At 40.3% G+C, this 26,269-nt stretch carries 30 protein-coding genes; 13 read left to right on the top strand and 17 right to left on the bottom strand.

Features of this window, described 5'->3' with window-relative positions; genetic code table 11:
* Positions 1-39 precede the first annotated feature (39 nt).
* The 13 genes from B8977_RS14655 (at position 40) to B8977_RS14595 (ending at position 13,652) form a co-directional block, all read left to right on the top strand.
* The gene (locus B8977_RS14655; protein ID WP_221405791.1) at positions 40-1,686 is read left to right on the top strand and encodes a RagB/SusD family nutrient uptake outer membrane protein; all 1,647 of its coding nucleotides are present in this window, start codon (positions 40-42) and stop codon (positions 1,684-1,686) included.
* Positions 1,687-1,783: 97 nt separating this feature from the next.
* Complete coding sequence (locus tag B8977_RS14650) at positions 1,784-2,782, top strand: DUF4861 family protein (RefSeq protein ID WP_084019026.1); 999 nt, start codon at positions 1,784-1,786, stop codon at positions 2,780-2,782.
* Positions 2,783-2,785: 3 nt separating this feature from the next.
* Positions 2,786-4,036, top strand: a complete 1,251-nt coding sequence (locus tag B8977_RS14645) for a glycoside hydrolase family 88/105 protein (RefSeq protein WP_084019025.1) — start codon at positions 2,786-2,788, stop codon at positions 4,034-4,036.
* 3 nt (positions 4,037-4,039) lie between these two features.
* Positions 4,040-5,662: a glycoside hydrolase family 43 protein gene (locus B8977_RS14640; protein ID WP_084019024.1), complete on the top strand. Its 1,623-nt coding sequence runs from the start codon at positions 4,040-4,042 to the stop codon at positions 5,660-5,662.
* Between the two features lie 3 nt (positions 5,663-5,665).
* Positions 5,666-6,313: a rhamnogalacturonan acetylesterase gene (locus tag B8977_RS14635; protein WP_084019023.1), complete on the top strand. Its 648-nt coding sequence runs from the start codon at positions 5,666-5,668 to the stop codon at positions 6,311-6,313.
* A 250-nt stretch (positions 6,314-6,563) separates the two neighbouring features.
* On the top strand, positions 6,564-7,814 hold the full coding sequence (locus B8977_RS14630; RefSeq protein ID WP_084019022.1) for a site-specific integrase: 1,251 nt from the start codon (positions 6,564-6,566) through the stop codon (positions 7,812-7,814).
* A gap of 544 nt (positions 7,815-8,358) precedes the next feature.
* Entirely contained in the window at positions 8,359-9,432 is a 1,074-nt protein-coding gene (locus tag B8977_RS14625; RefSeq protein WP_084019021.1) for a DUF932 domain-containing protein, read from the top strand.
* 51 nt (positions 9,433-9,483) lie between these two features.
* Entirely contained in the window at positions 9,484-9,891 is a 408-nt protein-coding gene (locus B8977_RS14620) for a hypothetical protein (protein ID WP_002978541.1), read from the top strand.
* A gap of 2 nt (positions 9,892-9,893) precedes the next feature.
* A complete protein-coding gene (locus B8977_RS14615) occupies positions 9,894-10,391 on the top strand; it encodes a DUF1281 family ferredoxin-like fold protein (RefSeq protein ID WP_084019020.1) in 498 nt (165 codons plus the stop codon).
* Complete coding sequence (locus tag B8977_RS14610; RefSeq protein WP_047095570.1) at positions 10,381-10,575, top strand: hypothetical protein; 195 nt, start codon at positions 10,381-10,383, stop codon at positions 10,573-10,575. The genes B8977_RS14615 and B8977_RS14610 overlap by 11 nt, the downstream gene beginning before the upstream one ends.
* Before the next feature lie 339 nt (positions 10,576-10,914).
* Positions 10,915-12,066, top strand: a complete 1,152-nt coding sequence (locus B8977_RS14605) for a HEPN-associated N-terminal domain-containing protein (protein WP_084019019.1) — start codon at positions 10,915-10,917, stop codon at positions 12,064-12,066.
* A complete protein-coding gene (locus B8977_RS14600) occupies positions 12,066-12,641 on the top strand; it encodes a hypothetical protein (RefSeq protein WP_084019018.1) in 576 nt (191 codons plus the stop codon). The genes B8977_RS14605 and B8977_RS14600 overlap by 1 nt, the downstream gene beginning before the upstream one ends.
* Positions 12,642-12,671: 30 nt before the next feature.
* A complete protein-coding gene (locus B8977_RS14595; protein WP_084019017.1) occupies positions 12,672-13,652 on the top strand; it encodes a bacteriophage abortive infection AbiH family protein in 981 nt (326 codons plus the stop codon).
* Here the strand turns inward: B8977_RS14595 and B8977_RS14590 are convergent.
* The 17 genes from B8977_RS14590 to B8977_RS14510 all read right to left on the bottom strand — a co-directional run bounded on the left by B8977_RS14590 (position 13,649) and on the right by B8977_RS14510 (position 25,958).
* The gene (locus B8977_RS14590) at positions 13,649-14,098 is read right to left on the bottom strand and encodes a response regulator (protein ID WP_072885908.1); all 450 of its coding nucleotides are present in this window, start codon (positions 14,096-14,098) and stop codon (positions 13,649-13,651) included. The genes B8977_RS14595 and B8977_RS14590 overlap by 4 nt on opposite strands.
* Positions 14,099-14,368: 270 nt before the next feature.
* Positions 14,369-14,668, bottom strand: coding sequence for a helix-turn-helix domain-containing protein (locus tag B8977_RS14585; RefSeq protein WP_084019016.1), 300 nt, complete (start codon positions 14,666-14,668; stop codon positions 14,369-14,371).
* Positions 14,649-14,960: a helix-turn-helix domain-containing protein gene (locus B8977_RS14580; protein ID WP_084019015.1), complete on the bottom strand. Its 312-nt coding sequence runs from the start codon at positions 14,958-14,960 to the stop codon at positions 14,649-14,651. Before B8977_RS14580 ends, B8977_RS14585 begins: the two co-directional genes overlap by 20 nt.
* 155 nt (positions 14,961-15,115) lie before the next feature.
* On the bottom strand, positions 15,116-15,916 hold the full coding sequence (locus tag B8977_RS14575; protein ID WP_072885911.1) for a TIGR02391 family protein: 801 nt from the start codon (positions 15,914-15,916) through the stop codon (positions 15,116-15,118).
* 25 nt (positions 15,917-15,941) lie between these two features.
* Entirely contained in the window at positions 15,942-16,217 is a 276-nt protein-coding gene (locus tag B8977_RS14570) for a molybdenum ABC transporter permease (RefSeq protein WP_084019014.1), read from the bottom strand.
* A 259-nt stretch (positions 16,218-16,476) separates the two neighbouring features.
* A complete protein-coding gene (locus B8977_RS14565; protein ID WP_013632610.1) occupies positions 16,477-16,926 on the bottom strand; it encodes a DUF3872 domain-containing protein in 450 nt (149 codons plus the stop codon).
* 12 nt (positions 16,927-16,938) lie between these two features.
* Positions 16,939-17,499 carry a conjugal transfer protein TraO gene (locus B8977_RS14560; RefSeq protein ID WP_013632611.1) on the bottom strand — a complete coding sequence of 187 codons (561 nt, stop codon included), beginning with the start codon at positions 17,497-17,499 and terminating at the stop codon, positions 16,939-16,941.
* A gap of 20 nt (positions 17,500-17,519) precedes the next feature.
* Positions 17,520-18,413, bottom strand: coding sequence for a conjugative transposon protein TraN (gene traN, locus B8977_RS14555; protein WP_066436433.1), 894 nt, complete (start codon positions 18,411-18,413; stop codon positions 17,520-17,522).
* Positions 18,414-18,437: 24 nt separating this feature from the next.
* A complete protein-coding gene (traM, locus tag B8977_RS14550; protein ID WP_084019013.1) occupies positions 18,438-19,778 on the bottom strand; it encodes a conjugative transposon protein TraM in 1,341 nt (446 codons plus the stop codon).
* Positions 19,765-20,049: a hypothetical protein gene (locus tag B8977_RS14545; RefSeq protein ID WP_024566592.1), complete on the bottom strand. Its 285-nt coding sequence runs from the start codon at positions 20,047-20,049 to the stop codon at positions 19,765-19,767. Before B8977_RS14545 ends, traM begins: the two co-directional genes overlap by 14 nt.
* A gap of 18 nt (positions 20,050-20,067) precedes the next feature.
* Entirely contained in the window at positions 20,068-20,496 is a 429-nt protein-coding gene (locus B8977_RS14540) for a hypothetical protein (RefSeq protein ID WP_084019012.1), read from the bottom strand.
* 11 nt (positions 20,497-20,507) lie between these two features.
* Positions 20,508-21,131 carry a conjugative transposon protein TraK gene (gene traK / locus B8977_RS14535; protein ID WP_037440337.1) on the bottom strand — a complete coding sequence of 208 codons (624 nt, stop codon included), beginning with the start codon at positions 21,129-21,131 and terminating at the stop codon, positions 20,508-20,510.
* Between the two features lie 19 nt (positions 21,132-21,150).
* Positions 21,151-22,146: a conjugative transposon protein TraJ gene (gene traJ / locus B8977_RS14530; protein WP_024566595.1), complete on the bottom strand. Its 996-nt coding sequence runs from the start codon at positions 22,144-22,146 to the stop codon at positions 21,151-21,153.
* 3 nt (positions 22,147-22,149) lie between these two features.
* Positions 22,150-22,782 carry a DUF4141 domain-containing protein gene (locus B8977_RS14525; protein WP_048499037.1) on the bottom strand — a complete coding sequence of 211 codons (633 nt, stop codon included), beginning with the start codon at positions 22,780-22,782 and terminating at the stop codon, positions 22,150-22,152.
* 28 nt (positions 22,783-22,810) lie between these two features.
* Positions 22,811-25,315: a TraG family conjugative transposon ATPase gene (locus B8977_RS14520; protein ID WP_084019011.1), complete on the bottom strand. Its 2,505-nt coding sequence runs from the start codon at positions 25,313-25,315 to the stop codon at positions 22,811-22,813.
* Positions 25,312-25,641 (bottom strand): DUF4133 domain-containing protein, encoded by a 330-nt coding sequence (locus B8977_RS14515; RefSeq protein WP_084019010.1) that lies wholly within the window; start codon positions 25,639-25,641, stop codon positions 25,312-25,314. The genes B8977_RS14520 and B8977_RS14515 overlap by 4 nt, the downstream gene beginning before the upstream one ends.
* An 11-nt stretch (positions 25,642-25,652) precedes the next feature.
* The gene (locus B8977_RS14510) at positions 25,653-25,958 is read right to left on the bottom strand and encodes a DUF4134 domain-containing protein (RefSeq protein ID WP_002979435.1); all 306 of its coding nucleotides are present in this window, start codon (positions 25,956-25,958) and stop codon (positions 25,653-25,655) included.
* Between the last annotated feature and the right edge of the window lie 311 nt (positions 25,959-26,269).

The following is a 26,269-nucleotide window of genomic DNA, read 5'->3' as shown; positions in this document are numbered from 1 at the left end:
TTTGATATGAAATCAATTAATATAAAATTTATGAATCTTATGAAAAAATGGTTCATAATACCTATTACAATGATATCAGTCCTCACAATTTCATGTGAAGATTATTTAGAGGAAAAGAACATTTCAGGCCTTACTGCTGACGAATATTACGCAACTGAAGAAGGTATGGAAGCCTTAGTTAATTCTTGTTATACCACCATGCGTTTTTGGTACGGTAAAGAAAACGGAATGGCTTTAACTGAAATCGGAACCGATTTGTTTACAAGAGGTAGTGGTATGGAAGTTCCTGCTGTAGCAATGTACAATTCAGATTTAAACGGAGCAAACACCGCAGTAGAATTTTACTGGAATAGATTTTATGCCGCTTTAAATACATGTAATGCAGCCATCGGAAGATTACCTGATTCTCCTTTAGCTGAAGATGTAAAATCAATCAGAGAAGGTGAAGCCAGATTTTTAAGAGCTTTCTACTTATGGCACATCGTTGAAACCTGGGGTGGCGTTCACCTGTTTACAGAGGAAGTAACTGACATCCAAACTACTGCTTACAGAAGCTCTGTAGAAGATTTTTATGCGCAGATCATCGAAGATTTACAGATTGCTTTAAGTCAGCTTCCTGCAACTTCTTCTCAAGGTGGCCGCGTTACAAAACCTGCTGCTGAAGCATTTTTAGCGAGAATTTATTTATTCACCGGGCAAAATGATCTGGCCGCTGTACATGCCAAAAATGTGATCAATAATTACGGATTTTCACTTCTTCCAAACTATAATGCGTTATGGGGAACTAATAATACTGTAAATTCAGAGGCAGTTTGGAGTGTAAATTATACCAACAATTTGGTTCTAAATCATGAAATGGACGATTACGAAGGAAATGATTTGACCATCAGAGAAGGTGGTAACAACTCACACCTTTTGTATATCATGACGTATGACCAGTTACCAGGAATGAAGCGGGACATAGCAAACGGAAGACCTTTTTCCAGATTTATGCCAACGGCCCACTTGATGGATTTATTTGATGAAACAAAGGATGCTAGATTTGAAGGTACGTTCCAGACAGTTTGGTATTGTAACAATTTAGCAAATGCTCCTGCCGGAATGGCTTTAGGCGATACTGCTATTTATGCAACGAAATACATCGTTCCGGATTCTGAATCAAGTCAGCACCTTTATACAACTATCGATAGAGAATGGACTTACGATGCGAATGACAAGCCGATTGTGCGTGACCGTTTTATGTCTATCAAAAAATTCTTGGAACCTAACCGTCAGTCAATTGCACAAATGTCAGGAATCAGAGATGCTTATGTAATCCGTTTGGCCGAAATGTACTTAATCGTAGCAGAAGCTGAAATGAATACAAATCCGGGTGAAGCCCTTCAATACTTAAATGTCGTAAGACAAAGAGCTGCATTGCCGGGACAACAAGCTGCGATGATGGCAACTGCAAGTGATTTGAACATCGATTTCATTTTGGATGAAAGAGCAAGAGAATTTGCAGGAGAACAAATGCGTTTCTTTGACTTGAAACGTACCAACAAATTGATTCAGAGAGTTCAGCAATGGAATCCGGATGCAGCACCAAACATTCAGGATTTCCATAAGGTGAGACCGATTCCACAATCGCAGTTGGATGCGATTACCAATCCGGGCGACTTCCCTCAAAACCCTGGTTATCAATAAACACTAATGAAAACCTCATTTATTTTCATATAATTATTATTGTAAAGGAGTTCCTTAGATTTCTGAGGAACTCCTTTATTTTTTTTCCCAAAACAAAATGAATTTCTCTAATTTTATCTTCATTGGTTTACTTATTTTTTCTGTTTCATGCGCTACAAATACTGAACAAAAAAACAAAAAAACAAAACCGTTTGCTTATACAGAATTATCAGTTAAAGAAGGCGGTCAGTGGATCGATGGAAAAAGAGGACACCAGGAATACAGCGGCGGAACTTTCAAAAATGTAACTGAACTTAAGCTTCCACCACAACACACCGACCACACATATTACATTCGCTATGAAGGATTAGGATTAGAAAATAACCAAATTGCTTACCGCATATACTTGGACTGGAGAAATGCGATTGACATTTTCGGTAAAAAAGTAGATACGCTCGTTTTGCCATTTGTCGGACAAGACGGATTTTATTCTTATCACACTGACGCTCCTTGGGGGCTCGATATTTTCAAAGCAGGAAAAACTTTAGGTTTGGGAAGTTTCGGAAGATATGACAAAACAAATGACCAGGTTTTACATTTCAAAGAAGTAGATGAAACCTTTGCCAAAGTTTACAATGAAAAAAAGAAATCTTTCGTAACCATCGATTATAAAGGTTGGAAAACATTAGATGACCAAATCGACCTCAACGCACAAATCTCGATTTTCCCACGCGACCGATTTTTAAAAATTGATTTAATTCCTTCGGAGGAAATTGAAAATATCTGCACGGGAATCGTTAATTTTAAAAATATTCCGCTCATTACCGGAACAAGCCAAAATGGTAAATGGAGCTACATCGCTACTTTTGGAAAACAAACGGTAGCCGGAGAAAACGACAACCTTGGTATGGTCGTTTTTTATCCCACCGAAAAAGTGAAAAAAACCAAAGAAACAGAGAAAAATCACCTCATTATATTTAAACCAACCTCCAAAAAACTTACCTACTATCTTTCATCTGCTTGGTCGCAGGAACCTGACGGCATCAAAACGCAAGATGAATTTATACAATACATCAATGATAAAGTCGAAATATTAAGTAAAAAAGGAAAACTTTAAAAAATGAAAAACATTAAATTAAACAAAACTGTTGCCGCATTTGGCATCTGCGCGATGGTAGTTTCGTGCTCGCCTTCGCCACAGCATCGAAATTCCGCTTCAACAGAAAATCGCAATTCATCCGATAAATTAATTCCTGAAAATTTAAAATGGTCAGAACGTATGGCTTTGTCAGAAATCCACCGTTTCCCCGACCCTACCCTGCTCGACTTTAGAAAAGAACCCAAATGGAATTATACCAATGGTCTAGTCTTACAAACCATGTATCAGGTTTACAAACAAACCAAAAACGAAAAAATTTACGATTATATCTACGATTTTGGGAACCGTATGATTTCTCAGGAAGGAAAAATAAATACGTATGATTACAATAATTTCAATCTGGATATGATCAAATCCGGAGATGCGCTTTTTGATTTGTATGAAAAAACAGGCGAAAAACGTTTCAAAATCGCAATGGATACTTTGGATTTACAATTGGAGAATCAACCGATTACTTCAGAAGGCGGTTACTGGCACAAAAAAGTTTATCCGTACCAAATGTGGCTGGACGGCGTTTACATGGCGGAACCTTTCCATGCGAAATATGCAGATAAATTCCTCAAAGGAGAAAAAGCAAATGAAGCATTTGACAAAATTGTACTTCAATTTGATTTAATTGAAAAATATACACGCGACCCAAAAACCGGATTGTATTTCCACGGTTGGGACGAAAGCCGCGAACAAAAATGGGCTGATAAAGAAACCGGATTATCTAAACATTTCTGGTCTCGCGGAATGGGCTGGTATGGAATGGCAATCGTTGACGTTTTGGACTACCTTCCAAAAAATCACGAAGGCAGAGAACGTTTGATTAAATATTTGAATCAATACGCAGAGGCAATCGTAAAAGTGCAGCATTCATCAGGAACTTGGTACCAGGTTTTAAATCAAGGTTACCGCGAAGGAAATTATTTGGAAGCAACCGGAACTTCTATGTTTACCTACACTTTACTAAAAGGTGTAAACAAAGGTTATCTGCCAAAAAAATTCATGAAAAATGCTGAAAAAGCATACCAGGGAATTTTGAATGAATTCATCAAAGTTGATGAAAATGGTGTGGTTAATTTAGAGAGATGTTGTGCAGTAGCAGGATTAGGAGGAAATCCTTACCGTGATGGAACTTACGAATATTACATCGGCGAACCCGTTCGTGCAAATGACCCAAAAGGAACCGGGCCATTCATTTTAGCTTCAATTGAATTAAACAAATAAGACATGAAAAAAAACATCATAAAAATCTCAATATTATTTTTTGGACTTAATTTTCTCAATGCGCAGGTTTCGCAGACCTGGGTTTCAGACCTTGGAAACGGAACTTACCAAAATCCGGTTTTGTATGCGGATTATTCTGACCCGGACGCAATTCGTGTCGGCGAAGATTATTACATGACCGCTTCAAGTTTCAATGAAACACCGGGATTACCTATTTTACATTCCAAAGACATGGTCAATTGGGAATTGATAAATTATGCTTTGACTGATGTTTATCCGCTTGAAACCTACAACGTACCTCAACGTGGAAACGGTGTTTGGGCACCGGCAATTCGTTTTCACAAAGGCGAATTTTACATTTATTGGGGCGATCCTGATGTCGGGATTTTCATGGTCAAAACCAAAGACCCGAAAGGAAAATGGGATGTACCCGTTTTGGTAGAGGCCGGAAAAGGTCTGATTGACTCCTGCCCTTTCTGGGACGAAGACGGACAAGCTTACATCGCTCACGGTTGGGCAGGAAGCCGTGCCGGAGTGAAAAGCATTTTAACCATTAAAAAAATGAATCCCGAAGGGACTAAAGTCATCGACAAAGGCTTACATGTTTTCGACGGACACGAAGCGCATCCAACCATTGAAGGTCCGAAAATGTACAAACGCAACAGTTATTATTACATCTTCGCGCCTGCGGGTGGCGTTGCTACTGGATGGCAATTGATTCTTCGTTCTAAAAATATTTATGGTCCTTATGAGGAGAAAATTGTGCTTGAACAAGGTTCTACCAAAATCAACGGACCACACCAAGGTGCTTGGGTAGATACGCCCAACGGTGAAGATTGGTTTTACCATTTTCAGGATGATGACACTTATGGCCGCGTAGTTCACATGCAGCCGATGAAATGGGAAAAAGACTGGCCTGTAATGGGAATTGACCATGATAAAAATGGAATCGGCGAACCGGTTCTTACCCATAAAAAACCAAACGTTGGAAAAAATCATCCAAAAATAACACCCCCTGAAACAGATGAATTTGACGGTGAAAACATTGGAATTCAATGGCAGTGGAGCGCAAATCCAAACATTGTTTGGTATGCGAAATTACCCGGAAATGATTATTTAAGATTGTTTTCAATCAAAGTTCCGGAAGGTTCAAAAAGTTTGTGGGATGTTCCGAATTTGATGACACAGAAATTTCCTGCTCCGAATTTTACAGCGGCTACCAAAGTTAAATTAACCCCGGAAGATATAAAAGAAGGAAAAACTGCGGGACTTTTGGTGATGGGAACGGATTATCAATCCATCGTAATTACCAATAAACCGGACGGTTATTACGTTCAGTTGAGAAGAGCTGAAAAAGCAGACAGAGGCGGCGAAGAAAAAGTGATTTTTGAATCTAAATTAAAAGGAAACGAAGTTTATTTCAAAGTGAAAGTGAGCGAACCAAATGGTTTATGCCAGTTTAGTTTCAGTGAAGATGGTAAAAAATTCAAAGATGCCGGCGAAAAATTCCAAGGAAAACCAGGAAAATGGATTGGTGCAAAAGTAGGCTTATACAGCGTGAGTACACAGGAAGCAAACCGTGGCGGATACGCTGATTTTGATTATTTCAGAGTAACGAAAAATTAATTTATGTATCTGAATTTCAAATTACTATCATTCATTTTAATCTGTATTTCATCAATTGAAATTTCTGCTCAGCAAAAAACAAAAACGATTATTTATTTGATTGGAGATTCTACCGTTGCAGATTACACCGGCAATTACGATGAAGGAAAAGATTACATGAAAGTACGCTATCCGATTGCGGGTTGGGGACAGGAATTCCAACCTTACTTCGTAAAAGACAGCCTCACTTCCGTTCCTAAATTTCATCAATCAAATGAAATAAAAATTGATGACCGAGCACGTGGCGGACGAAGCACACGTACCTTTTTTCAAGAAGGAAGATGGCGTTCCGTTTATGATAGTTTGCAAACAGATGACTGGGTTTTGATGCAATTCGGGCACAATGATGCAGCAGAAAATAAAACGGAAAGGTATGTTCCGATTGAAGGTTACAAAGAATTTCTGCGTCTTTTTGTGACGCAAACCCGTCAAAAAGGTGCCCATCCCGTGATTTTAACTCCGGTTGCCAGAAATTATCCTTGGGAAAACGATAAACTTCAAAATGTGCATGGCGAATATCCAAAAGCTGCTTTGGAAGTTGCTACGGAATTGAATGTTCCTTTCATTGATTTAAATGAGATTTCCATGAATTTTTTCTCGAAAAAAGATTAGTAAAAAGCAAAAATAAGCAAAACGGTTAAAACCTTTGCTATACAAGGCTTTATAAAAAGAGTAGTCTTAGTTCGGAAGTCGGTGTCTGATAGGTTTGGGGCTTAAATTGACAAGGTTAGGTTACTAATTCGTTACCGATTGACAAAGGTAATGATATGGCTTAACTGATTATATTTCAGTCTTTTGCGCCCTTTTCTACATTCCCTTGTAACTCAATGTAATTTAATTTTAAACATTAAACATTTGAGTTATGGAGCAGACAAAAAAATCGACGTTCAAACTGCTTTTCTATTTGAAAAAGAACGAACTGAAAAAGAACGGTAATGCCCCGATTATGGCACGTATTACCATTGACGGAACCCCTAAGACTTTCGGAACAAAGTTAGAAATTGACCCCAATAATTGGGATTTGAAACACGGAAGAGTTCAGGGAAAAAGTGCGCAGGCACTAAGCATTAATAAAAAACTGGATAACATACGTGGGCGTATCGACAAGATTTATGAAGATATGCTGAAGCACGAGGGCTTTGCGACCGCCCAAAAAGTAAAGCTATCTTTTTTAGGTGTTGGTGTAATGGATGATGCAATACTTAAAGTCTTCAACGACCAAAATGAGGATTTTAAAAAACTGGTCGAAAAGGAAGAACGCTCACAAAGCACCTACAACAAGTATATCACAGTTTACAATCATCTTACCACGTTTATCAAAGAACGCTATCATCGTGATGATATGGCTTTCCGGGAATTGACTGCCGATTTTATCCGGGAGTTTGATTTTTACCTCCGGTACGATTTACAGTCTTCGCATAATACGGTTTGGGTGTACACGATGCCTTTATTAGCCGTTGTGGAACTGGCTATTAAAAAGGGCTTGATACGTGATAATCCGTTTCAGGATTATGAAATCAATATGGAAGAAACTGACCGGGGTTATATCCTTAAAGAAGATGTAGAAAAGCTGATGATGTGCGTACCACCGCACCCACGGTATGAACTGGTAAAAGACCTGTTTATTTTTAGTTGTTTTACCGGACTTGCTTATGCGGATATTAAAAAACTGACAAGGAACAATATTCAATCATTCTTTGACGGTCATCAATGGATTATCAGCAGGAGAAAGAAATCAGATATTGCTTCAAATGTTCGGTTAATGGAAATCCCTAAGCGTATCATTGAGAAGTATCAGGGTACGACAAGGAATGAATTTATCTTTCCGGTTCCGACTAATGCAACCTGCAATACGCACATAGGTAAACTGGTTGAAAAAGCAGAGATTATTACAGAACAAAAAGTAACCTTTCACACGGCAAGGCATACTTTCGGAACAATGTTTTTGACCGAGGGCGTACCGCTTGAAAGCCTTAGCAAAATGATGGGGCATAAAAACATTTCCACCACACAGATTTATGCTAAAATTACAAGCCAAAAAATCAGTAAGGATATGGATTTAGTTACCCCTAAATTCAAAGCAATGGAAGAAGCGTTTATGATGGCAATATAATCGGCTTTTATCTAATCACAATGAGCAGAACTTAACGGTTCTGCTTTTTTTATGCCTATGCTTTTTGTGTAGGTAAAGCACATTTACTTTCCTCTATGCAATCCAACGCTGTAAAAGAGCTTATTACCTACTTCAGAAATAGAAAATTGAAAAACGAAACCTTTATCTAACGCTCCCTGCTATTCCATTTTTCAAATTTCTATTGCAGGCTATCATAGCCTGGTCATTAATGCCATAAAAATTTAGAACAGAAAATTTCCACAATCAACCGGTAAAAAGGCAGCTAAGTTATAGCGGGCAGCCACCGCACACACACACCAATAAAAAAAACGAATGAACGGTTTCCCCCTAAAGGAACCCCCATTAAATCATTTTTTTTCTTGGTCATCGCTGTTGCCCGCTTGGATTATCTGCTTTCTTTTTTCCGGTTTTTCTTTTGGAAAAATTTATGCGAAGCGGAGCAGAGCAAACCACAACGGGAAGCGGGAAACGAGAAAAGCGAGTGAGTAAATAACATTTTTTCAAACATCAAAATTTTAGCATTATGGCACACAACATCAATTTCAACGAGCAAACAGGACGTCATTCATTCTTCAGCGTTCAACAAAAAGCGTGGCACGGTTTGGGGCAAATCGTAGAGCAGTACCCAACAAGCGAGGAAGCAATAGTACACGCAGGCTTAGATTACGAGGTTATCAAATCCCCACTGTTTACACAGGGCAGAACAATGAGCATAGGCGACAGCGGAGAACTGATTGAAGCCAATGACATCTTAGTACCTAACAGTTTCGCCACACTTCGCACCGACACCAATACACCGTTAGGCGTAGTAGGCAAAGACTACCATATCGTACAAAACCGTGAGGCATTTAATTTCTTTGATGCTATTGTAGGTGGAGGCGAGGGAATATTGTACGAAACCGCAGGGGCATTGGGCAACGGGGAACGCATTTTTATCACTGCCAAGCTACCCGACTATATCCGTGTAGGTAACGGCGACGACGCAACAGAAAAGTACATTTTCTTAACCACAAGCCACGACGGTAGCGGAAGTATTACCGCAGCATTTACCCCTATCCGTATCGTATGCCAAAACACCCTTAACGCTTCATTGCGGAGTATGACCAACGTAGTGCGTATCAAACACACGTCAGGAGCAAAACAACGCCTTGAAAACGCTCACAAGGTTATGGGGCTTGCCAACACCCTAAGCACACAGTTAGAGAACATTTTTAATGACTGGGCTAAAGTAAGGGTAACAGACCGAGAAGTAAGAAAGCTAATCCAGTTGGCACTTTGCCCGAACAAAGAAACGTTTAACCTGCTCAAAAAAGGTGCGGAAGATGAAGTTTCTACCGTGTTCAAAAACACCGTAGATGATGCCTTTGAATACGCTATGATAAGCGACACCCAACAAATGGCAACTACCAAAGGCACATTATTCGGGGCTTACAATGCCGTTACAGGTTACTTTCAGAATGTACGCAATTACAGGGATGGCGAAGCCAAACTACAATCCATTGTAATGGGCGGTACAGCACAGCTAAAGACACAAAAAGCCTTTGAACTGTGTACAGACTTTGCCTATTCAGGAGCAGAGATTTTCAACTTCAATTAATCATCAAAGGCGACTGCCTGCAAAGGTGGTCGCCTACTAAAAATAAAAGATATGAAAGCATTAGATAAAATGGACAACCTCGATAAAGCGGGCTTGTTGTGCAAACTTTTTCCCGCAGAACTGGAGAACCTGCAAAACGCAATAAAAACGCAATGCGACTACTTCCTGCAAAATGAAACAGCATTCCGTGAGGGTTGGTATCAAAAGGGATTTTTCACCGCTGAATTTTGGTACAGGCTTGTGCAGAATGCACAAAAAGGAACAGCCCAAAATGAACCTCTTTGGAAACGCCCGAACTGGTTTACAGACCATTTTTTTGACGGACACAATTCAATTTTCGCTATTCACTGCCTGATTGAATATACAGATGATGCACAATGCGACCCGCAATTAAAACAGGCGATACACCTGCTTTTCGGGAGCGACAAATTTTTACAGATAACCTTAAACGATAAATAATTATGGCTAATTGGTGCAACAACTGGGTTATTTTTGAGGGAACACCCGAAGCAATCGAACAGATAACACAGCTATTCAAATCAATGGCTGAACAGGAACATAAAGACGACTGCGGGCAATTACCCGATTTCGTACAGGACACGCACGGATATTATTTCTACAATATCAGTCAGGATAATGAAAGTGCGGGCGTGTTTCAGTATGAAACAAAATGGTCGCCAAACACGGAAGCGGTAAAGCAGATAGCCGAACATTTCAAAGTGAATTTCACACAGGACTATGAGGAATTAGGATGCTTAGTATATGGTCAGGCAATATTTGAAAACGGCATACTAAACGACACCTGCTTAGATAGCCAGGACTTTTGCAGCTATGAATTAGACGAGGAAACAGATACCTACCATTTTGAGGGCAAGGAGTATGACAGCGAGTGGGAAATTCTCGACACATTGTTAGAGCGTAAAATGGCTAATGCTAAAATTCAGCACAATGAAAATTAGAGATAAAAACGGGAACTGGATTGAGGTTACTGACCTTAAAAAAGCTATTCAACAAACTGGGTGGTATAAAGAATATACGCATAATCCACCTGTGAAAAGCGACAAGGAAAGGCAGGCATATTGGACAGATATGCACAAGAAATTAATAGCTTTAAGAGAACAGTTAAACAAGCCGAAAAATTAAAACACCGTACGACCCAAAAAGTCGGGCGGCAAAAAGACAGATCCTCCCGATGGTCGGGCAGTCTTTTTGATTTAAATGGGAGCAATCCCCTTTAGTAAAATGCACCACTACACAATTCCTTTTTCTTCTCCATTTTACCAAACAGGTTGCAGCGTTATTGTTTGGGATATTCATTATCCCAATGATTGGTTAATAATAATAATAATAATAACTTCCTTTCTTAATCAGCGAACAAAGAAAAGACACTGACTAATTGATTTTGAATTTTCATAAATCTGGGTTAATGCACTTTTTTAAATTTGCTAAATTTGTTTTATAGCAAAAACTGCAAATTAATATATGGGAGGAGTTAAACAGAGATGGCTTGAATTAGAAAGTAGAAATTTAAGCAATATTCCAGATAAGAATATTTGTATCAAACATTTTGATGATAAAAGCATTAATCGCTTTATTAGGCAAAACTATCACGATGGTTATTGTGATTATTGCGCTAAGGAACTAAAAGTAGTTTCTCTTGAAGATTTAATGGAATTTATTATGGATGGTATTTCAAATTTCTATGAAGATGCCGCCAACTTTATGAGTTACAATTCAAGAGAGGGAGGTTATCTTGGAGAAATCTATACCCCTGACGAACTTATACAAGAACACATAGAGTTAAATGCTGAACCTTTTGAGGTTATTGAAGATATTGTTAATTCAATTGAAGATATTGCTTGGGCTCAACCTGACCTGTATTACGACAATATTAAAGATGATTTAGAATTTCAGTGGAATTACTTTAAAGAAATCATCAAACATAAATCCCGCTACCTTTTTTCATCAGCAGACAGCAGCCTTCCTAAAGCCTTGCAAATACTACAAGAGGTTGGTAAACTTATATCAAAATTAAATATAATCAGGATTATCCCGGCAGGAACAAAACTTTATCGTTGTAGACAACACGACTTCAAAACAAAAATTATAGATTTTAACGAAATCACTGCTCCCCCTAACAAAAAAGCAATTTATCCAAATCGGTTTAGCCCTTCAGGAATATCAATGTTCTATTCTGCTTTCGATGATGATACAGCAATTTTAGAAACAATAAGCAGGACGGATAAATACAAAAGGTATGTAACGATTGCGGAATTTGAAACCTTAGAAAATCAGGTTGTTGTTGATTTTAGTAAACTCCCTAAAATTCCAAGTATTTTCGGAATTAAGGACAAGAAACGATATTACCTTACTTTATTTCTATACTCATTTGTAACGGATATAACTCAACAAATTATTAAGGATGGTAAAGAACATACCGAATATGTGCCAACTCAAGTTGTGACTGAATTTTTAAGATATCCATTCAATAAAAACAGAAAGAATAAAATATCGGGAATTATTTATCCCTCATCGCAAAACAGAAATCATCAATCGGCGGTGTTTTTTTGGGATGACGAACTAAGTAAAGAAAAAGTAAAATTAAACACCTTAAAAAGAAAGAAAATCATTTAATGAAAATTGACAGTGAACATATTGTAAAGCAATCTGAGGAGTTTGCACTGAATATAGCTAAGAAAATTTCAAAAATAACAATTAGACCGTTCTGTGAAATTTCCTTTCATTCATCGGAATATAGAGATAGGGAAACGCTTTCAAATTTTCTGCATAAAATCCCTAAAAGTGACAACCCACTCATTTACATCATTCAGATAAAATCCCCGAAAATTTTAAGCACACTGATTGAATATTTTGAAGATTATCAATCAGCTAATAAATTAAAAGTGAAGAACAAAGACCGAGTTAATCTTTCCCGGTACAACAAAACTTCGACAGATATATTATATGTTGGAAGCTCAACGACTGATTTCAAGACAAGAATTAAGAACCATCTTGGCACAGAAGGAACTCGGGTTTATAGTTTGCATTTATGCAAGTGGGACAATTGTTTAGAATATGATTTGAATATTTTTGCATACGAAGTCATTTCAGAAAGCAATGAAATTATTGAGCGTTTCATTGTCGAAATTCTTGAACAGCAGTTTTGGGATAAGCTCAACCCAATATTTGGAAAACGAAGTGGTTTATAATCCCAAAAAATAAATTAAACAACTGAAGTAATGAAAACATTATACATTATTGGTAATGGATTTGACATCCATCATAAATTAGACACAAGGTATCAAAGTTTTGCAAACTACTTGGCTGAAAATAATAGTGAGGTTTATGAACTCTTATTAAATTATTATGGACTTCCTGATATTACAAATCCTGAATTGACAGATGAAGAGTATGCGTTATGGTCAAGATTTGAGCAAGCCTTAGCTGACTTGGATTATTTATCGGTATTGGACGATAATTCCGACTTAATTGCTCGCCCTGGTGCTGAAGATTTTCGAGATAGAGATTGGCATAGTTATCAGATAGAGATGGAAGAAATCATTAAGGATTTAACGACCACTCTAATTAGCGACTTTAATAAGTTTATTCTTGAAGTCAAATACGAAAGCATTTCTGATGATGTGCTAATTGACTTAGAAGATGATAGCCATTTTTTAAATTTTAATTATACTAAGACACTACAGGAAAGCTATGGCATTCCCGAAGAACGAATAACCTATATTCATAACAGAGCAGATATAGATAATTGTACTCTTATTTTAGGACACGGAACTGACCCTGCAAATTTTGATGAGAAAGAAGAAGAACCACCACAAGGATTAAGCGAGGAAGAATTATACGAATGGCGTGAGCATAAGGCTGATGAATATGACTTTTCTTATGAAAGTGCCAAACAAGAAATACTATCTTATTATACAAAGGCTTTTAAAAATACAGCTTCAATCATAGAAAACAATATCGGTTTTTTTAACAATCTTACAGAAGTTGAAAAAGTCATTGTATTTGGGCATTCAATCTCAGAAGTAGATTTAAAATATTTTGAGGTATTAAAAGCCAAACTAAATAAAAATGTAATTTGGAGTGTTTCGTATTACAGTGAGCTTGAAAAGCAAGCACATAAAGAAACACTTTCGCAACTTGGAATAAATAACAACAATATTGTCCAAATAAAAATTACAGATTTAAAAAAGCAATCTTAGTTATTAGTAAAATATTCCTGTGCAATTTTAGCTACTCCCATACTAAAATATCTTCCGTCATTGACAACAACTTCAACGGCTTTTCTAAAATCGTCTGCATCGCTACCAATAAACAGATAACCAGAAAAACCAATTTCTAAAAGAGGTTTTACGGCTTTTTCTGCATCAATATCACTATGAGCAATCAGTTTAATAGTTGGATATTGTATCCTTAATTTTTGAAGTTGTGCCAGCACATTCTTGCCGTAAAAATCAAGGTCAATCATACAAACTTTCGGAAGCTCTTTTAATACTGACAATTGAGATAGTCCTACATCAATATTTTCTGAACGAAACAATACTTTAGTACCTGAAGCAACAAGTTCATTGCAAATAACATCTAAAATCAGGCTTTTATTATTGATAAAGGCGAGGGTAATTCTTTTTTGTGCTGTACCAGTTTCCATATTACTACTTTTTGAGTTTACGTAGTTCTGCACAAAAAAGAAGCGCAGGCTCCCACACTTACCGCACACTGAGGTACTGGTATACCCGACAACGAATAAGCGAGCGCCCACGCCTTTGACGTGAGCGTTCTTACTTATCTGTCCCGTTGTCTAAAAATTACCAGTTTTCAATGTGGGACCTAAAGCAAAAACACTTTAAGTATTTTCTATATTTTCAGCAGCAAAGATACTAAACTCGTTTCTTTTTGACAGCATATATAACGAAAAAGGCTACAATAAATCTGTTCTATTTGAAATGTAATTTTGCTCCAGTATGGTCAGAATATCGCTTTCCTTGTAAATAATCTTACCACCAATCTGTATATACGGCAGGATATTATCATCCCGGTATTGCTGCAAAGTCCTTTTGCTGATATGTAACAGTTTGCACACATCTTCGCCCGACAGATATATTTCTCCATTCATTACAGGACGGTAATTTTCCAATATGCTTTTAATACGGCTGTGCAGCTGTGTAATTATTTCCCTGTGGGCGATGATTTCCTCATTGTCATTTGTCAATAAATCCATTTTCAGCGGTATTGTACGGATGTCCGACTTCGAGCAAAGCCTGCACATCCGAGCGTTTATAATAATTCTTACGGTTCAATCGGGAATAAGGTAATAACCCTTTATCCTTATATGTCTGCAAAGTCCGTTTGGTAATGTTCATCATCAGGCACACTTCCTGGTTATCGAGCCATTGCTCTTGTGCGAAAATCGGCGTGTACTTTTTCGTGGCATTTTCGGTCAGTTCCAAAAGTGCTTTCAACTCGTTTTTCATTCCCTCCAGTACGGACTTTTGTATTGCGATAACTTCCATTGTGTGCTCAATTTTGCGTGGAAGTCGAATTTATAAAGGCTTATTGCTGCGTTGGGGAATGTTGCAGGGTTTGGCTTTGATAGGCAGTGTTTGGCGGTTTACTATTCTGTATAAATAAAAAATCGGATAACCTTTTCGACTATCCGATTTGCTTATTACTTAAGTCCTGTCCTATAAGTGTTGTCAAGTTTGTTATGGATTATTGTTGCTACAACCAATACTTCCGTCATTTGTGAGAGTTGGGTATCCTCTAATATTTTCGGATTGTGCGCTTTTGGGTTTCTGTACATAGAAAAAAATCCTTTACAGAAGTTTCCGAAGCCTTTATGTTCACTTTCCTCGCTTGGATTATTCAGAGTATTAAAAGCAAGCATAGGTCTTTTGTCTTTTCCCAAAGCAAAACAGTCATCAACTAAATCTGCTCCGTCTGAAGTATAGCCACTTTTTTGCCTAAGCCTTTCCGCCACACTTTTTGTAATCTCGAGTATAGCGTGAAAATAGTTTTCCTTTAACCATTCAGCCTCACAGTAAGGCAAAATTTCTGAATGAACCCCAATACCGTGTACTTTTTCTTTTATTTTTAGTGACCTACTTTTAGCTTCTGAAATGGTTTTAGCTCTGTCAACTTGCCGTGGTTGTCCAGCTTTATCAATTTCTATTCCTTCATAAACCAGTTTCTCATTGATAGTGGTTCTATCCTTTTCAAATTCATCTTCTGAATTGTATCGCTTTGGATTTAACAGTCTGACAACGAACGCTAAAACATTATTTCCACACCTATCTTGAACTTGTCTTTCTTTTAAAGCATAAAATAGTCTATCTGTTTTGTTAGTACCGAATTGAGATTGAGAAATGCCAGCACCAGATAAATGTTCTGTAATTTTTGTATGTGTTAGTATATTTGAAATAATATCTGATATATTTCGTAGGGTTATGTCATCGAAAGATTTTGTCATTTTATAATTTCTCTTTTAAAACTACCTATACAGGTTTTTGTATTTTCACATTTTGTTGTTCCTTATCTTCTTTCTTCTCTCGGGAATAAACCCAAAGAGACAATAGCCCAAATATAATCAAGGCGTAAGCTGCCCATTTGCCAATCTTTTCAATTAATTTAATGAAAACCGAACTTTCATAAGATGAGAAACCCTCTGCTCCCATAGGGCTGCGCCTGTAAAACTTCCTGCGGTTAATCCAGTAACGAAGTCCCAAGCCTGCAACCAAAAATATGATACCTATAACCAATGATGCGACCATAACAAAAACACTTTATTTCCACTGTTTGAATTTACGAAAAATATTTGTTTCAGCCTGTAAACGATGTGAATTAAATGCGAAAGAGGCTTACCCCAAAAGGCAAGCCTCTTTCATTGTTTATGGAAATAAAACCTTACTCAACACTGAAATAGATTACAAGGATAAGAAATTATTTCTTTTGAAATACACTGCCCGGCTGAAAATTAAAAACGGCTTACCAATCAGATAAGCCGTTTTTTTTTGAATTGAAATACTGCTCTTAATCGCTGCTGTTAAACTGAAAAGTTATCTGCTTTTCATTCCCGAAGCTGTCCGAAATCCAAACGTCAAAAGACTGTGAAACGGCAGACGTTGAAGTGTAGTACAGCCTGAACTGCTCCGTTGGTAATTGGTACAGGTCATTGGGCTGATACGGCGGTTCGTTGTAGTATTGCAATGTTCCCTGCCCGTCAAATTGAAAGTAACGGAGGAAATACTGCGTATTGCTGTAATTGCCTGTACGCTGTATGGTAATGCGTATTTCTACGGTCTGCCCGTTTGCAACATCTTTAGGCACTGGCATTACATTGACCTCGAAAGGAAAATTGTTCTGTATTTCGAGGTCATCATCTTTGCTGCAAGATACCAACGTAACCGAAGCTGTGAGGATTGTCAGGAATACATATAGTGGCAGTAGCCCCGTTCTGAATTTATTGAATATTGCTATCATCGTTTTTACGTTTTAAAAGTTAAACCTTAATCCCACACCTGCTGACGGTCGGAACTGTTGTAAATCCGTACCCCAAAGGATTTTTGTACGCCCTTGCAGGACTAATACAAAACGGTCGGACAGGTACGTTTCAAAAGTGAGGCGACCGCCTGCACCGTAGATAAAATTATCTTCGCTCAATATCTTCGCACCGTCGTACAACATTGTTTCGCCCCGGTTGATGGTTTCGTAACCGACCACACCTGTTACGGCGAAATTCAGCGTGATGTTCTTACGGGCATCGCCCAACAAAAAGAAGCTGTAACCGCCCTCTGCGGAATAGGTTTCCTGCGGTATGCGGAGGTCTTTATACCCGTGGTACTGGTGGGTATATTCCAACGCCCAAAGCTGATAGTTACCATTCTTACCGTTTACCGTCATTGCTGCGCTGATGTAGTAATCATTGCCAATCTTATCATCGGACAATACACCTGCACTTATTTCCAATCCTTTCTGCTTCGGCAGCATTCTTTGCGCCTGTGCAGCCGTGATGCCTATCAGGACAAACAGCACGGTATAGATATACTTTTTCATATTCTTGCTTTAAAGGGTTATTAAAATTTCAGGTGCATATCGTCAATCAAACGGGCTTTGATTAAATCGGAATTTTCGACGTGCAATGTTTGATGCCTGCCACCGTTTTTCTCGAAAATCTCAATCAGCAGTACCTTATCATCGGCAATGGTAAACTGGTCTAACAGGAACACATTTTGTTCGGTCGATTTCCCGGAAATACCGTCCAATGGCTTGTAAGTTCTCAAAGGAGTTAAAGGGCGTTCCTGGACTACGGTGCGTTTAGCTACCTTTTTATCCACTACTTTGAAATTGATGAAATCAATCTCGAAAGGAACATTGGCACGGTTTCTCAATTCAGTATGGAAATAGTATTTGCCGTTATGTATGTAAATCCCTTTTAGGATAAACTGAATGCCGAAACTCTTAGCACCGATATGCTTTACAATGCGTTTGTCTTTCTTGTAAATGGTTTCCAAAAGCAAGCCTGCCAGTGACGGCGAATTGTTGCCCAGTTCTTCAAAAAGCACATCGTTACCTTTGGCTTTATCCACCGCTTTTTGCATCGTGAGCAGGTCATAGCTCATTGCCTCCGGGTAGGAACTGTAATACACGTTGAAACTATAAAAACGTCCGTCATTCGTAATAACGGAAAAATTCGTTTCCGGCTCAAAGTCCCTTACAGATGCTTTTACACGCAACACGTTTTCCGCATCTTCGGCTTTCCCTGCAATAAGGTATTCGCTGCCCAAATCCACGTAACGAATGGCAGTCGGGAAAATCAGGTGCGAGGTTTTATCGTAGGTAACTTCCATACGGTACGGCTCTATCTTGCCCAATGCAAGTGGTGTTCTGATGCTGTCCTGTGCATTAGATTGTGCAGCAAAGCCGAGTATAAGGGCAATAGCCCAAAAGGTTTTTAAATGATTTTTCATTGTTTTATTTATTTGAGTTCAACATTATTTTTTAGATACAAGAAAGACCTGATAGCCTGCTTTGAGTGCAACCTTTGGCGTTCTTACTTTCTTAGCGAAATAGCCCGAAATACCTTGCACTGCACTTTTACTTAGGTCAGAAGTAATTTGCTGTCCAGGAGTAGAACTCATACTGAAGCTCGAACCTGTGGCATTGCCCATATTGGCTACAATGTCCGTAACCGCATTTCTTTCAGGCGAATACGGAACATATAAACCTTGCTGTCCGTCCAAATCATAAATAGTAATATCTACCGGGATGATATTGCCCTCCAGTTCTACCGAAGTAACTTTTAATTGTAACCTGCCATTCTGAAATTTGGCATTAGCCGTTACAATTGTTCCTTTGGGGATGGTACGTTGCGGGGTTTTGGCAGGCTCTAACAGGCGTAAACGCACACCCGTTTCGCCAACTACCGTTTGGGCTTCGTGTACACAGGCTTTGATACTGTTTTTAGGCTGTACCACCTCTTCAGTAGAACCTGCGGTATAGAACCCCCTGTTTTTTGTTTGGCTCCAATCGGCTGCAAAGGCACTGTCCGACGGTTCACGGTACAAGGCTGATACAATGTTCTTTCTTGTTGGTGTGAACGATACAAATTGCTCTTTTTGGTTAGCACCCGCAGCAGCAGGAGTTGCACCGATGGCAGGAGCAGCGTTTCCGGTATTGGCATTTTGGGGAAGATACTTTGCTGCCATTTCATAGGATTTCTCCATTAATTTGAGTTGGTCGTCAACGGTGGCCACAGGTGGTACATCTTTTTCCGACAACTTTGCTTTTAGTTCGTCCACTTGCTTACGCAATTCCATTGTTTCCGAATTGTTGTCCTGATAGAATGAACCCAGTGTGCTTTGTGCATTACGGTAACTATTCAATGCAGAATTTCCGTTTCGTCCCGATTTTCTGCCACCACCCCCAAAGCCGTTGCTTTCTTCGTCTTCTTCAGGTAAACTTTCTTCATTGTCAGCAGATGCAGTATCTTCAGTATTCCAATAATCAGAAAGCGTGGTCAGTGCATTGCGCTTTTCCTGCTCTTTGCGTTCGAGCATTTCCTGCTCATACGCCTTGCTTTTATCATCGGGCATCCCTGCTCCGGTAGCCTGCGGTACGGCATCGTTCAGCCCGATATTTTCGACCGCCTTTTTATCTTTCGACGGTTTAAATATGAGGTACATACAGCCGAGAAATACCACGCCCATCAAAAGGAATATGATTGGCTTTTTGAGCTTATCCTTATTGCTCTTTTTATTATCCGGCAGATTTGATGCTCCGTTTTGGTCTTCTCCCTCAACGAGAAAGCTGACCCTTTTTTCATTTTCTTTCATAAATCTGATTTTTTAAAATTGTTGATACACTATCCTGCAACCTTGCAGGATTTTTACTTTTAAGGACAGGGTTTTCGATATGCTCTATGACCATACCGTTACCGGACTTTGAGGTATCGTACATTACTTTGCCAATGACCGCTACGGTAAGCAGCAGGTAACCCACAAAGAAGTACAGCGTATATTGGTGCTGTTTGCGCAAGGGCAACGCCCGCCAACGTTCGTCCAACTTGTCAAAGTACCTGTCCATATTTGCTCTTAATTTTTTCATAGCCTTACTATTTCTGTGTTATAGCTTGAAACGCTTAGGACTTTTACCCGCCTGTTGTTTCGGCGCATCGTTGACCAGTGCGACCGCCTCCGTTAATTTGGGTGCGGACATTACGGACAGGTTTGCCAGTTCCGATTTTTTGAGTAATTGCCCAAAGCCGTCTTTCTTGGCTACCTCCATACGGCTCAATGAGAATTTGCCATTCAGGTACTTTACCCACATACTGCATTCTACATGGGGCTTGTCATCGCCCGACCATTGCAGGTAGCCTGTCAGCAGTAAGTCCTGCTTAGGCAAAGTATCTGCACCTTTTTGGCAGCTTTCGAGGTATTCGCTGATGCTGTCTTTCAGCTTTCCGGCATACGCACCCTGCGTATGGAAATACCCGTTATATCCTTTGTCGGTAAGGATTTTTGCGAACGTGCTTAAATCTGATAATGCTTCCATAAGATTGTTTTTTAGCGTTCGATGACCTCTATATCCTTATTTTCCACGACTGCAAATTTTTCAATATTGAAGCCCTGCGGATTATTGTCGGAACGAACGGAGTTGACGAGATAGCAGGAAGTAATCAGGTTTCGCCTGGTTACATTGCTTGACCGGATAATGAACTGTTTGGCATAGGTGCGCACTGCATACGGGTAGTTGTCGAAATTGCACACGACACTATCCACCTCGATGCGTTGCTGCACGTTCCCCGAAATGATACGGCTGTAATAGCCCTTTTCCGACAAGTCTTTGTAGTAATCAAAAGCACTTTTATCGGCAAGGTTAAATGCCCTGCTCATATTGCTTTCAATAGCGTTCTTGTCGGGAGCAAGCGTAAAGAACAGTTCGTGAAATCTCCTAACGTGTTCCCTTGCTTCAACCGGGCGGTTGATGCTCGCATCCTGCGATAAGGCAAGCATCAGGGATTTGCCGTTATCCAGTACATAGATTTTTTGGCGTTGTTCTTCTGCAAAGCGGTAGGAACGCCATACGGCGTAACCTACCACGCTAATGCAGAGAACCGCAAACACAATGGCATATAATCTTATCTGCCTAAAGCTGTTTTCGATATTTCTTAGCGTTTTAAATTCCATTTTTTAGAATGATTAATGATTATTTATTCATCAGTTTACCGCCGATGTTTCCAACTGTTGAGCCTGCGCCTGCTCCGGCGATGTTTCCGGCTTTCATTGCTGTGGAGTTTACATTGCGGGTAAAGTTTCCTGCGCCTCCGGCTTGGATTACCCAACCTGTTACGGTCGGGATAGTGAAGTACCCGATGATGCCGATTATCATAAAGATGATGTACACGGTATTGCTCGTATCAGGTATATAGGTGGGGTCGGCAAGCATTGCTATATCCCTTTCCAAAATGAGGGATTGTATTCTTGCCAACATTGAGCTGAACAAATCCGAAACAGGAAGCCACAGGTAAACGCTGACGTACCTCGTGAGCCATTGCGTGAGCGTGGACTGAAAGCCGTCCCATACGGAAATAGCAAAGGCTATTGGTCCGAGTATGGAGAGGACTATCAGGAAAAACGTTCGTATGGTATCAATGACCAAAGCCGCTGCCTGAAAGAGTATTTCCAGTAGATTGCGAAACCAATCCTTTATGGCTTTCTCAATCTTGTAGGCTTGCCTGTCCATATACATACCCGCCATTGTTCCAATGTCGGAGGGCGACCATCCCAGTTCATCCAGTTTTTTATCAAACTCTTCGTCTGATACCATATAGGCAGTTTCGGGGTTCCTTACCATTGCCTCGTATTCCAACTGGTCTTTCTGCTGTTGCAGCTTGTTCAGGTCAAGCACCTGGTCTTCGAGTATTTGGTGGGTTCCTACTACCACGGGGCTTAATACCGCATTGATGGTTCCCAAAACAATGGTTGGAAAGAACATTATGCAAAGCCCCAAAGCGAACGGGCGCAGCAAAGGGAACATATCAATAGGTTCGGCACGGCTTAAAGCCTGCCAAACCTTTAATGCCACATAGAACAATGCTCCCAATCCCGCCAAACCCTTAGCGACTGCCGCCATATCGCCTGCAAGTGGCATCATATCATCATAAAGCGACCGCAGGAGTTCGTGAAGATTATCCCATTCCATAGTTTACCAGTATTTTTGGTTAGCAGTTCCGTAGAGTTCAAGCACTCTTTGGGCATCGTTTTTCTTTTTCGCTCTTAGGTAGCTTACAGAAATGTTCTTGTTGGTGTAGTAGCGTACAAGGCTGTGGTAATCCTTTACCTCTTTGTACACACGGTCAATCACATCCATACGCTCTTTGTCATTGAGCGAAAGGCTTGATGAGGTTATAATCTGCTTCAGTTCTTTCAGCAGTTCGGTACTTTCATTGAGCAGTGCCGAATAACCGTTGCCGATAGCGGTCAGTTCCTGCGGTGTGAAATTTGGGTCGTTCATCATCTTGCCGAAGTTGTTCACGTACATTTCGGAAACATCGCCTACCAACAATACCGTTTGTTGCACTTTACGGGCATCTTTCACAAGGTTGTTGATAGCTTTCAGCTTGTCGTAATATTCCTTGCCCTGGTCGTAAACTTTTTTCACTTCGTTGAAGTTCTTTATCACGTTGCTTACGGTGGAAGAAGTCTGCACGATTTCGTTTGCAGAGTTGATAATGCCCGAAGCCAAATTAGCCGGGTCGGTTACAACCCACTGGGCTTTTGCTGACGGTGCTACGGCGAGCATCAGTGCCGTACACACCAGATACAATACTTTTTTCATTGTTTCTGAATTTTTAAATTGTTAATGACTATTGATTTGAATTGTCCCGCCTTTGCATTGCGATATGCTTAATGGCGAGTTCTACATTACCATCCAGTTCGGAAGCAAGCTGCATTACTTCCATTTTTTCGGTTTCTTCTGTCGTGTAGGCGAGGTATTCCTCCAAACTAACTTCGGTGGCATAGACTGCCGAGTGCGTACCACCTAAGCCAATCCAAACCTCTTTGTAAAGTCGGCTTGCATCGTTGTTCATATTGATGGAAAGTACCTGCCCTTTCTCTTTGTCCGTAAGCCCCAACATCGCCTGTATATCATCAAACTTGTTCATATACTTGCGTTGGTCAAGCAGGATTTTACAGTCGGAGTTATTGATGATACTTTCCTTGACAATGGGCGACTGGATAATATCATCGACCTCTTGCGTTACGACAATCGCTTCTCCGAAAAATTTGCGGACGGTCTTAAACAAATACTTGATGTATTCTGCCATTCCTTCTTTGGCTATCGCTTTCCAAGCCTCTTCAATCAGGATGAGCTTACGAATACCTTTCAATCGGCGCATCTTGTTGATGAACACCTCCATAATGATGATGGTCACAATGGGAAAGAGGATTTTGTGGTCTTTAATCGCATCAATCTCAAACACGATAAAGCGTTTGGAAAGCAGGTCTAACTGCTTGTTGGAGTTCAGCAGGTAATCATATTCGCCACCCTTGTAATAGGGTTCGAGTACGTTCAGGAAGTTGGCAATGTCAAAGTCCTTTTCCCTGACCTGCTTTTCTTCCAGTACCTTGCGGTAGTCGCCTTTTACATACTCATAGAAACCGTTGAATGACGGGTAAACGTCTTCCGTTTTGATACGTTCGATATAACCGCTTACCGCATTGGAAAGGGCAACTTCTTCAGAACGAGTTGGCGGCTCATCGTCACGTTTCCATAAGGTCAGTATCAAAGTCTTGATACTTTCCCGCTTCTCAATGTCGAACACGCCATCATCGGTATAGAAAGGGTTAAAGGCAATGGGGTTATCTTCGGTATAAGTGAAGTAAACACCGTCTTCGCCTTTGGTCTTTCCTTTGATGAGTTCGCACAAGCCCTGATAAGAGTTACCCGTATCTACCAACAGTACGTGTGCGCCCTGTTCATAATACTGCCGTACCATATGGTTAGTGAAGAACGATTTACCACTTCCCGATGGACCAAGTATAAACTTGTTCCGGTTCGTAATGATACCACGCTTCATAGGCAGGTCGGAAATATCCAAATGGATAGGTTTTCCTGTAAGCCTGTCAGCCATCTTGATACCGAACGGCGAGGGCGAATTGTGGTAGTTGGTTTCTTCCGTGAAGAAGCACAATGCAGGCTCAATAAAAGTGTAAAAACTTTCCTCACTGGGGAAGTCGCCCGCATTGCCGGGCATACCTGCCCAATACAAAGTGGCTACGTCCGTAGTGTTGTGCCGAGGCTTACACTCCATCAATGCCAATGCACTACCGCAATCATTCTTTAGCTGTTTCAGTTCCGCAGGGTCTTCCGACCACGCTATAATGTTGAAGTGCGCACGGATTGAAGAAAGCCCGAAGCTGTGGGCTTCGTTCAGGTACTTTTCTATCCACTCTTTGTTGATTTGGTTGGCACGGCTGTAACGAGCCAGTGAGTGCATATTCCTTGCGGACTTCTCAAACTTTTGCAGGTTGTCTTCGCTGTTATCCAAAAAAATGTACTGGTTGTAAATGTGGTTGCAGCTTAACAGCAAGCCCACGGGTGCGGCGAATGAAAGGCGGCAGTCGCTACGGTCGGTAGATAGCTTTTCAAAACGGGTATCTGCCGATACCGTTCCGGGCAGGTCGTCCGTATCTGAAAGTGTATGCAGGCTTAACCTTTTGTTACCGATGCGTACTTCTTCGTTTCCGAGTGCGATGTCCTGCATTGGTGTTCCGGCTCCCCTCGATAACGTGAGGTACTGTTCCAGTAATCCCTGTGTATCTTCCGTTCCGATAATGTCCTCTTCGGTCAAACGCCGCAGGCTAACAAAACCGCTATCGTTCACGATACGCTCAAACTGGGCGACCGCCTCCATAAAGCGGTGTATCGTTTCCTTGTTCCTGATTTCCTTTGGTATCAACGTACCTTTGCAAAGCGAACTGAAGTTGCTTTGCATCCGCATTCTTTCCTTTGTGGTCTTCGTCAGGAACAGGTAGCAATAATGGTTCAGGAACGGTCGCTCGTTGAAATGGCGTTGATAGGACTTTGATAAAAAGCTCTGGTCTTCGATTGCCAAATCGGGCGTATAGCTTTCCTTAATGTACCAATCCTGTTTGTGAATGACCGTAAAATCAGGCAGGGTTTTGATAGCCTTGTGCCAGGCGGAGTGTATGGCTTCGTATTCCGCAGAAGCTACCGTGAACAGTTCCGGCAGGCGCACTTCAAAGCAGGCGGTAATGTCCGCATCTTTGGATAAGATGCAGTTGTTCTCTACTGCCAACAAAGGAAATTTATTTTCCAGTGTGGTGGTCTTTGCTACATTTCTCATACGGCATTCTGTTTAGGTGTGAATTTTAAATAGCGGTGTACAGGCTTGCGGCAGATGATGTAGCGGGGATGCCTTTTATTGGCTGCAATTTTCATCAGCCCGTGTTCGCCGTACTTCCTGTTGAGCGAAAAGGTCTGCCATATAATGAGCGAAGCACCGCCTGCTCCGAGGAACAGGCAGATGTAGGAGTTTACGCCTGCCATATACAGTATCATCACGAGGATAAGCGTACCGAGCAGCCCACCTGCGAAAATGAACAGGTATTGCGCTTTCAGCCCTTTAAATTCCACCGTCCTGCCGATGCCTTTGTTGATATTGTAATTCATAAGGCAAAGGATTAAAGGAAGAATGAACGCAGGATGGTAGCGGCAACAATCAAGAAGATACACGCACCGAACCACGAAGCTGCGGTCTTGCTCGTGTCGGGGTCGCCGGAACTGAATTTGTTGTAAACCTTAACGCCCCCGATTAACCCGACTACCGCACCGATGGCGTAGATTAACTGCGTTGCGGGGTCGAAATAACTTGTTACCATTTGGGTAGCCTCGTTGATACCTGCCGAGCCGTTTCCCTGTGCGAACGCACCAATTCCTGACAGCATTGCCACGGCTGCCAGCAAAACTTTTTTTCTCTGTTTTTCCATAATTGAAACACATTAATTTGTTACTGTTTATCCCGCACCTTGCGAGCTTTCGGGACAAATGTCTTGTGGAAAAAGAGGCGTTATGAGAAAGTGGCAGTCAAAGGAAGTGTTTGGCTGTGAGTGGCTTTGCAACAAGCATTTGAGCATAAAAAAAAGCCAAACTTTTTACGGTTTGAGGTTACGTTTCAATAATAACTATTATGGATTTTGCACTTTTATTCTATAGAAGCGGTTATCTGTCACTCAAAACGAGCCAAAATCCAAAGTTTATAGCTGAAAGCTTTCGCAAACGAAACCAAATTAGTAGATTT

Source organism: Moheibacter sediminis (genome assembly GCF_900176425.1).
GTDB lineage: Bacteria > Bacteroidota > Bacteroidia > Flavobacteriales > Weeksellaceae > Moheibacter > Moheibacter sediminis.
Note: the sequence above shows the minus strand (reverse complement) of the source record. Positions and strands in the feature narration are given on the sequence as shown.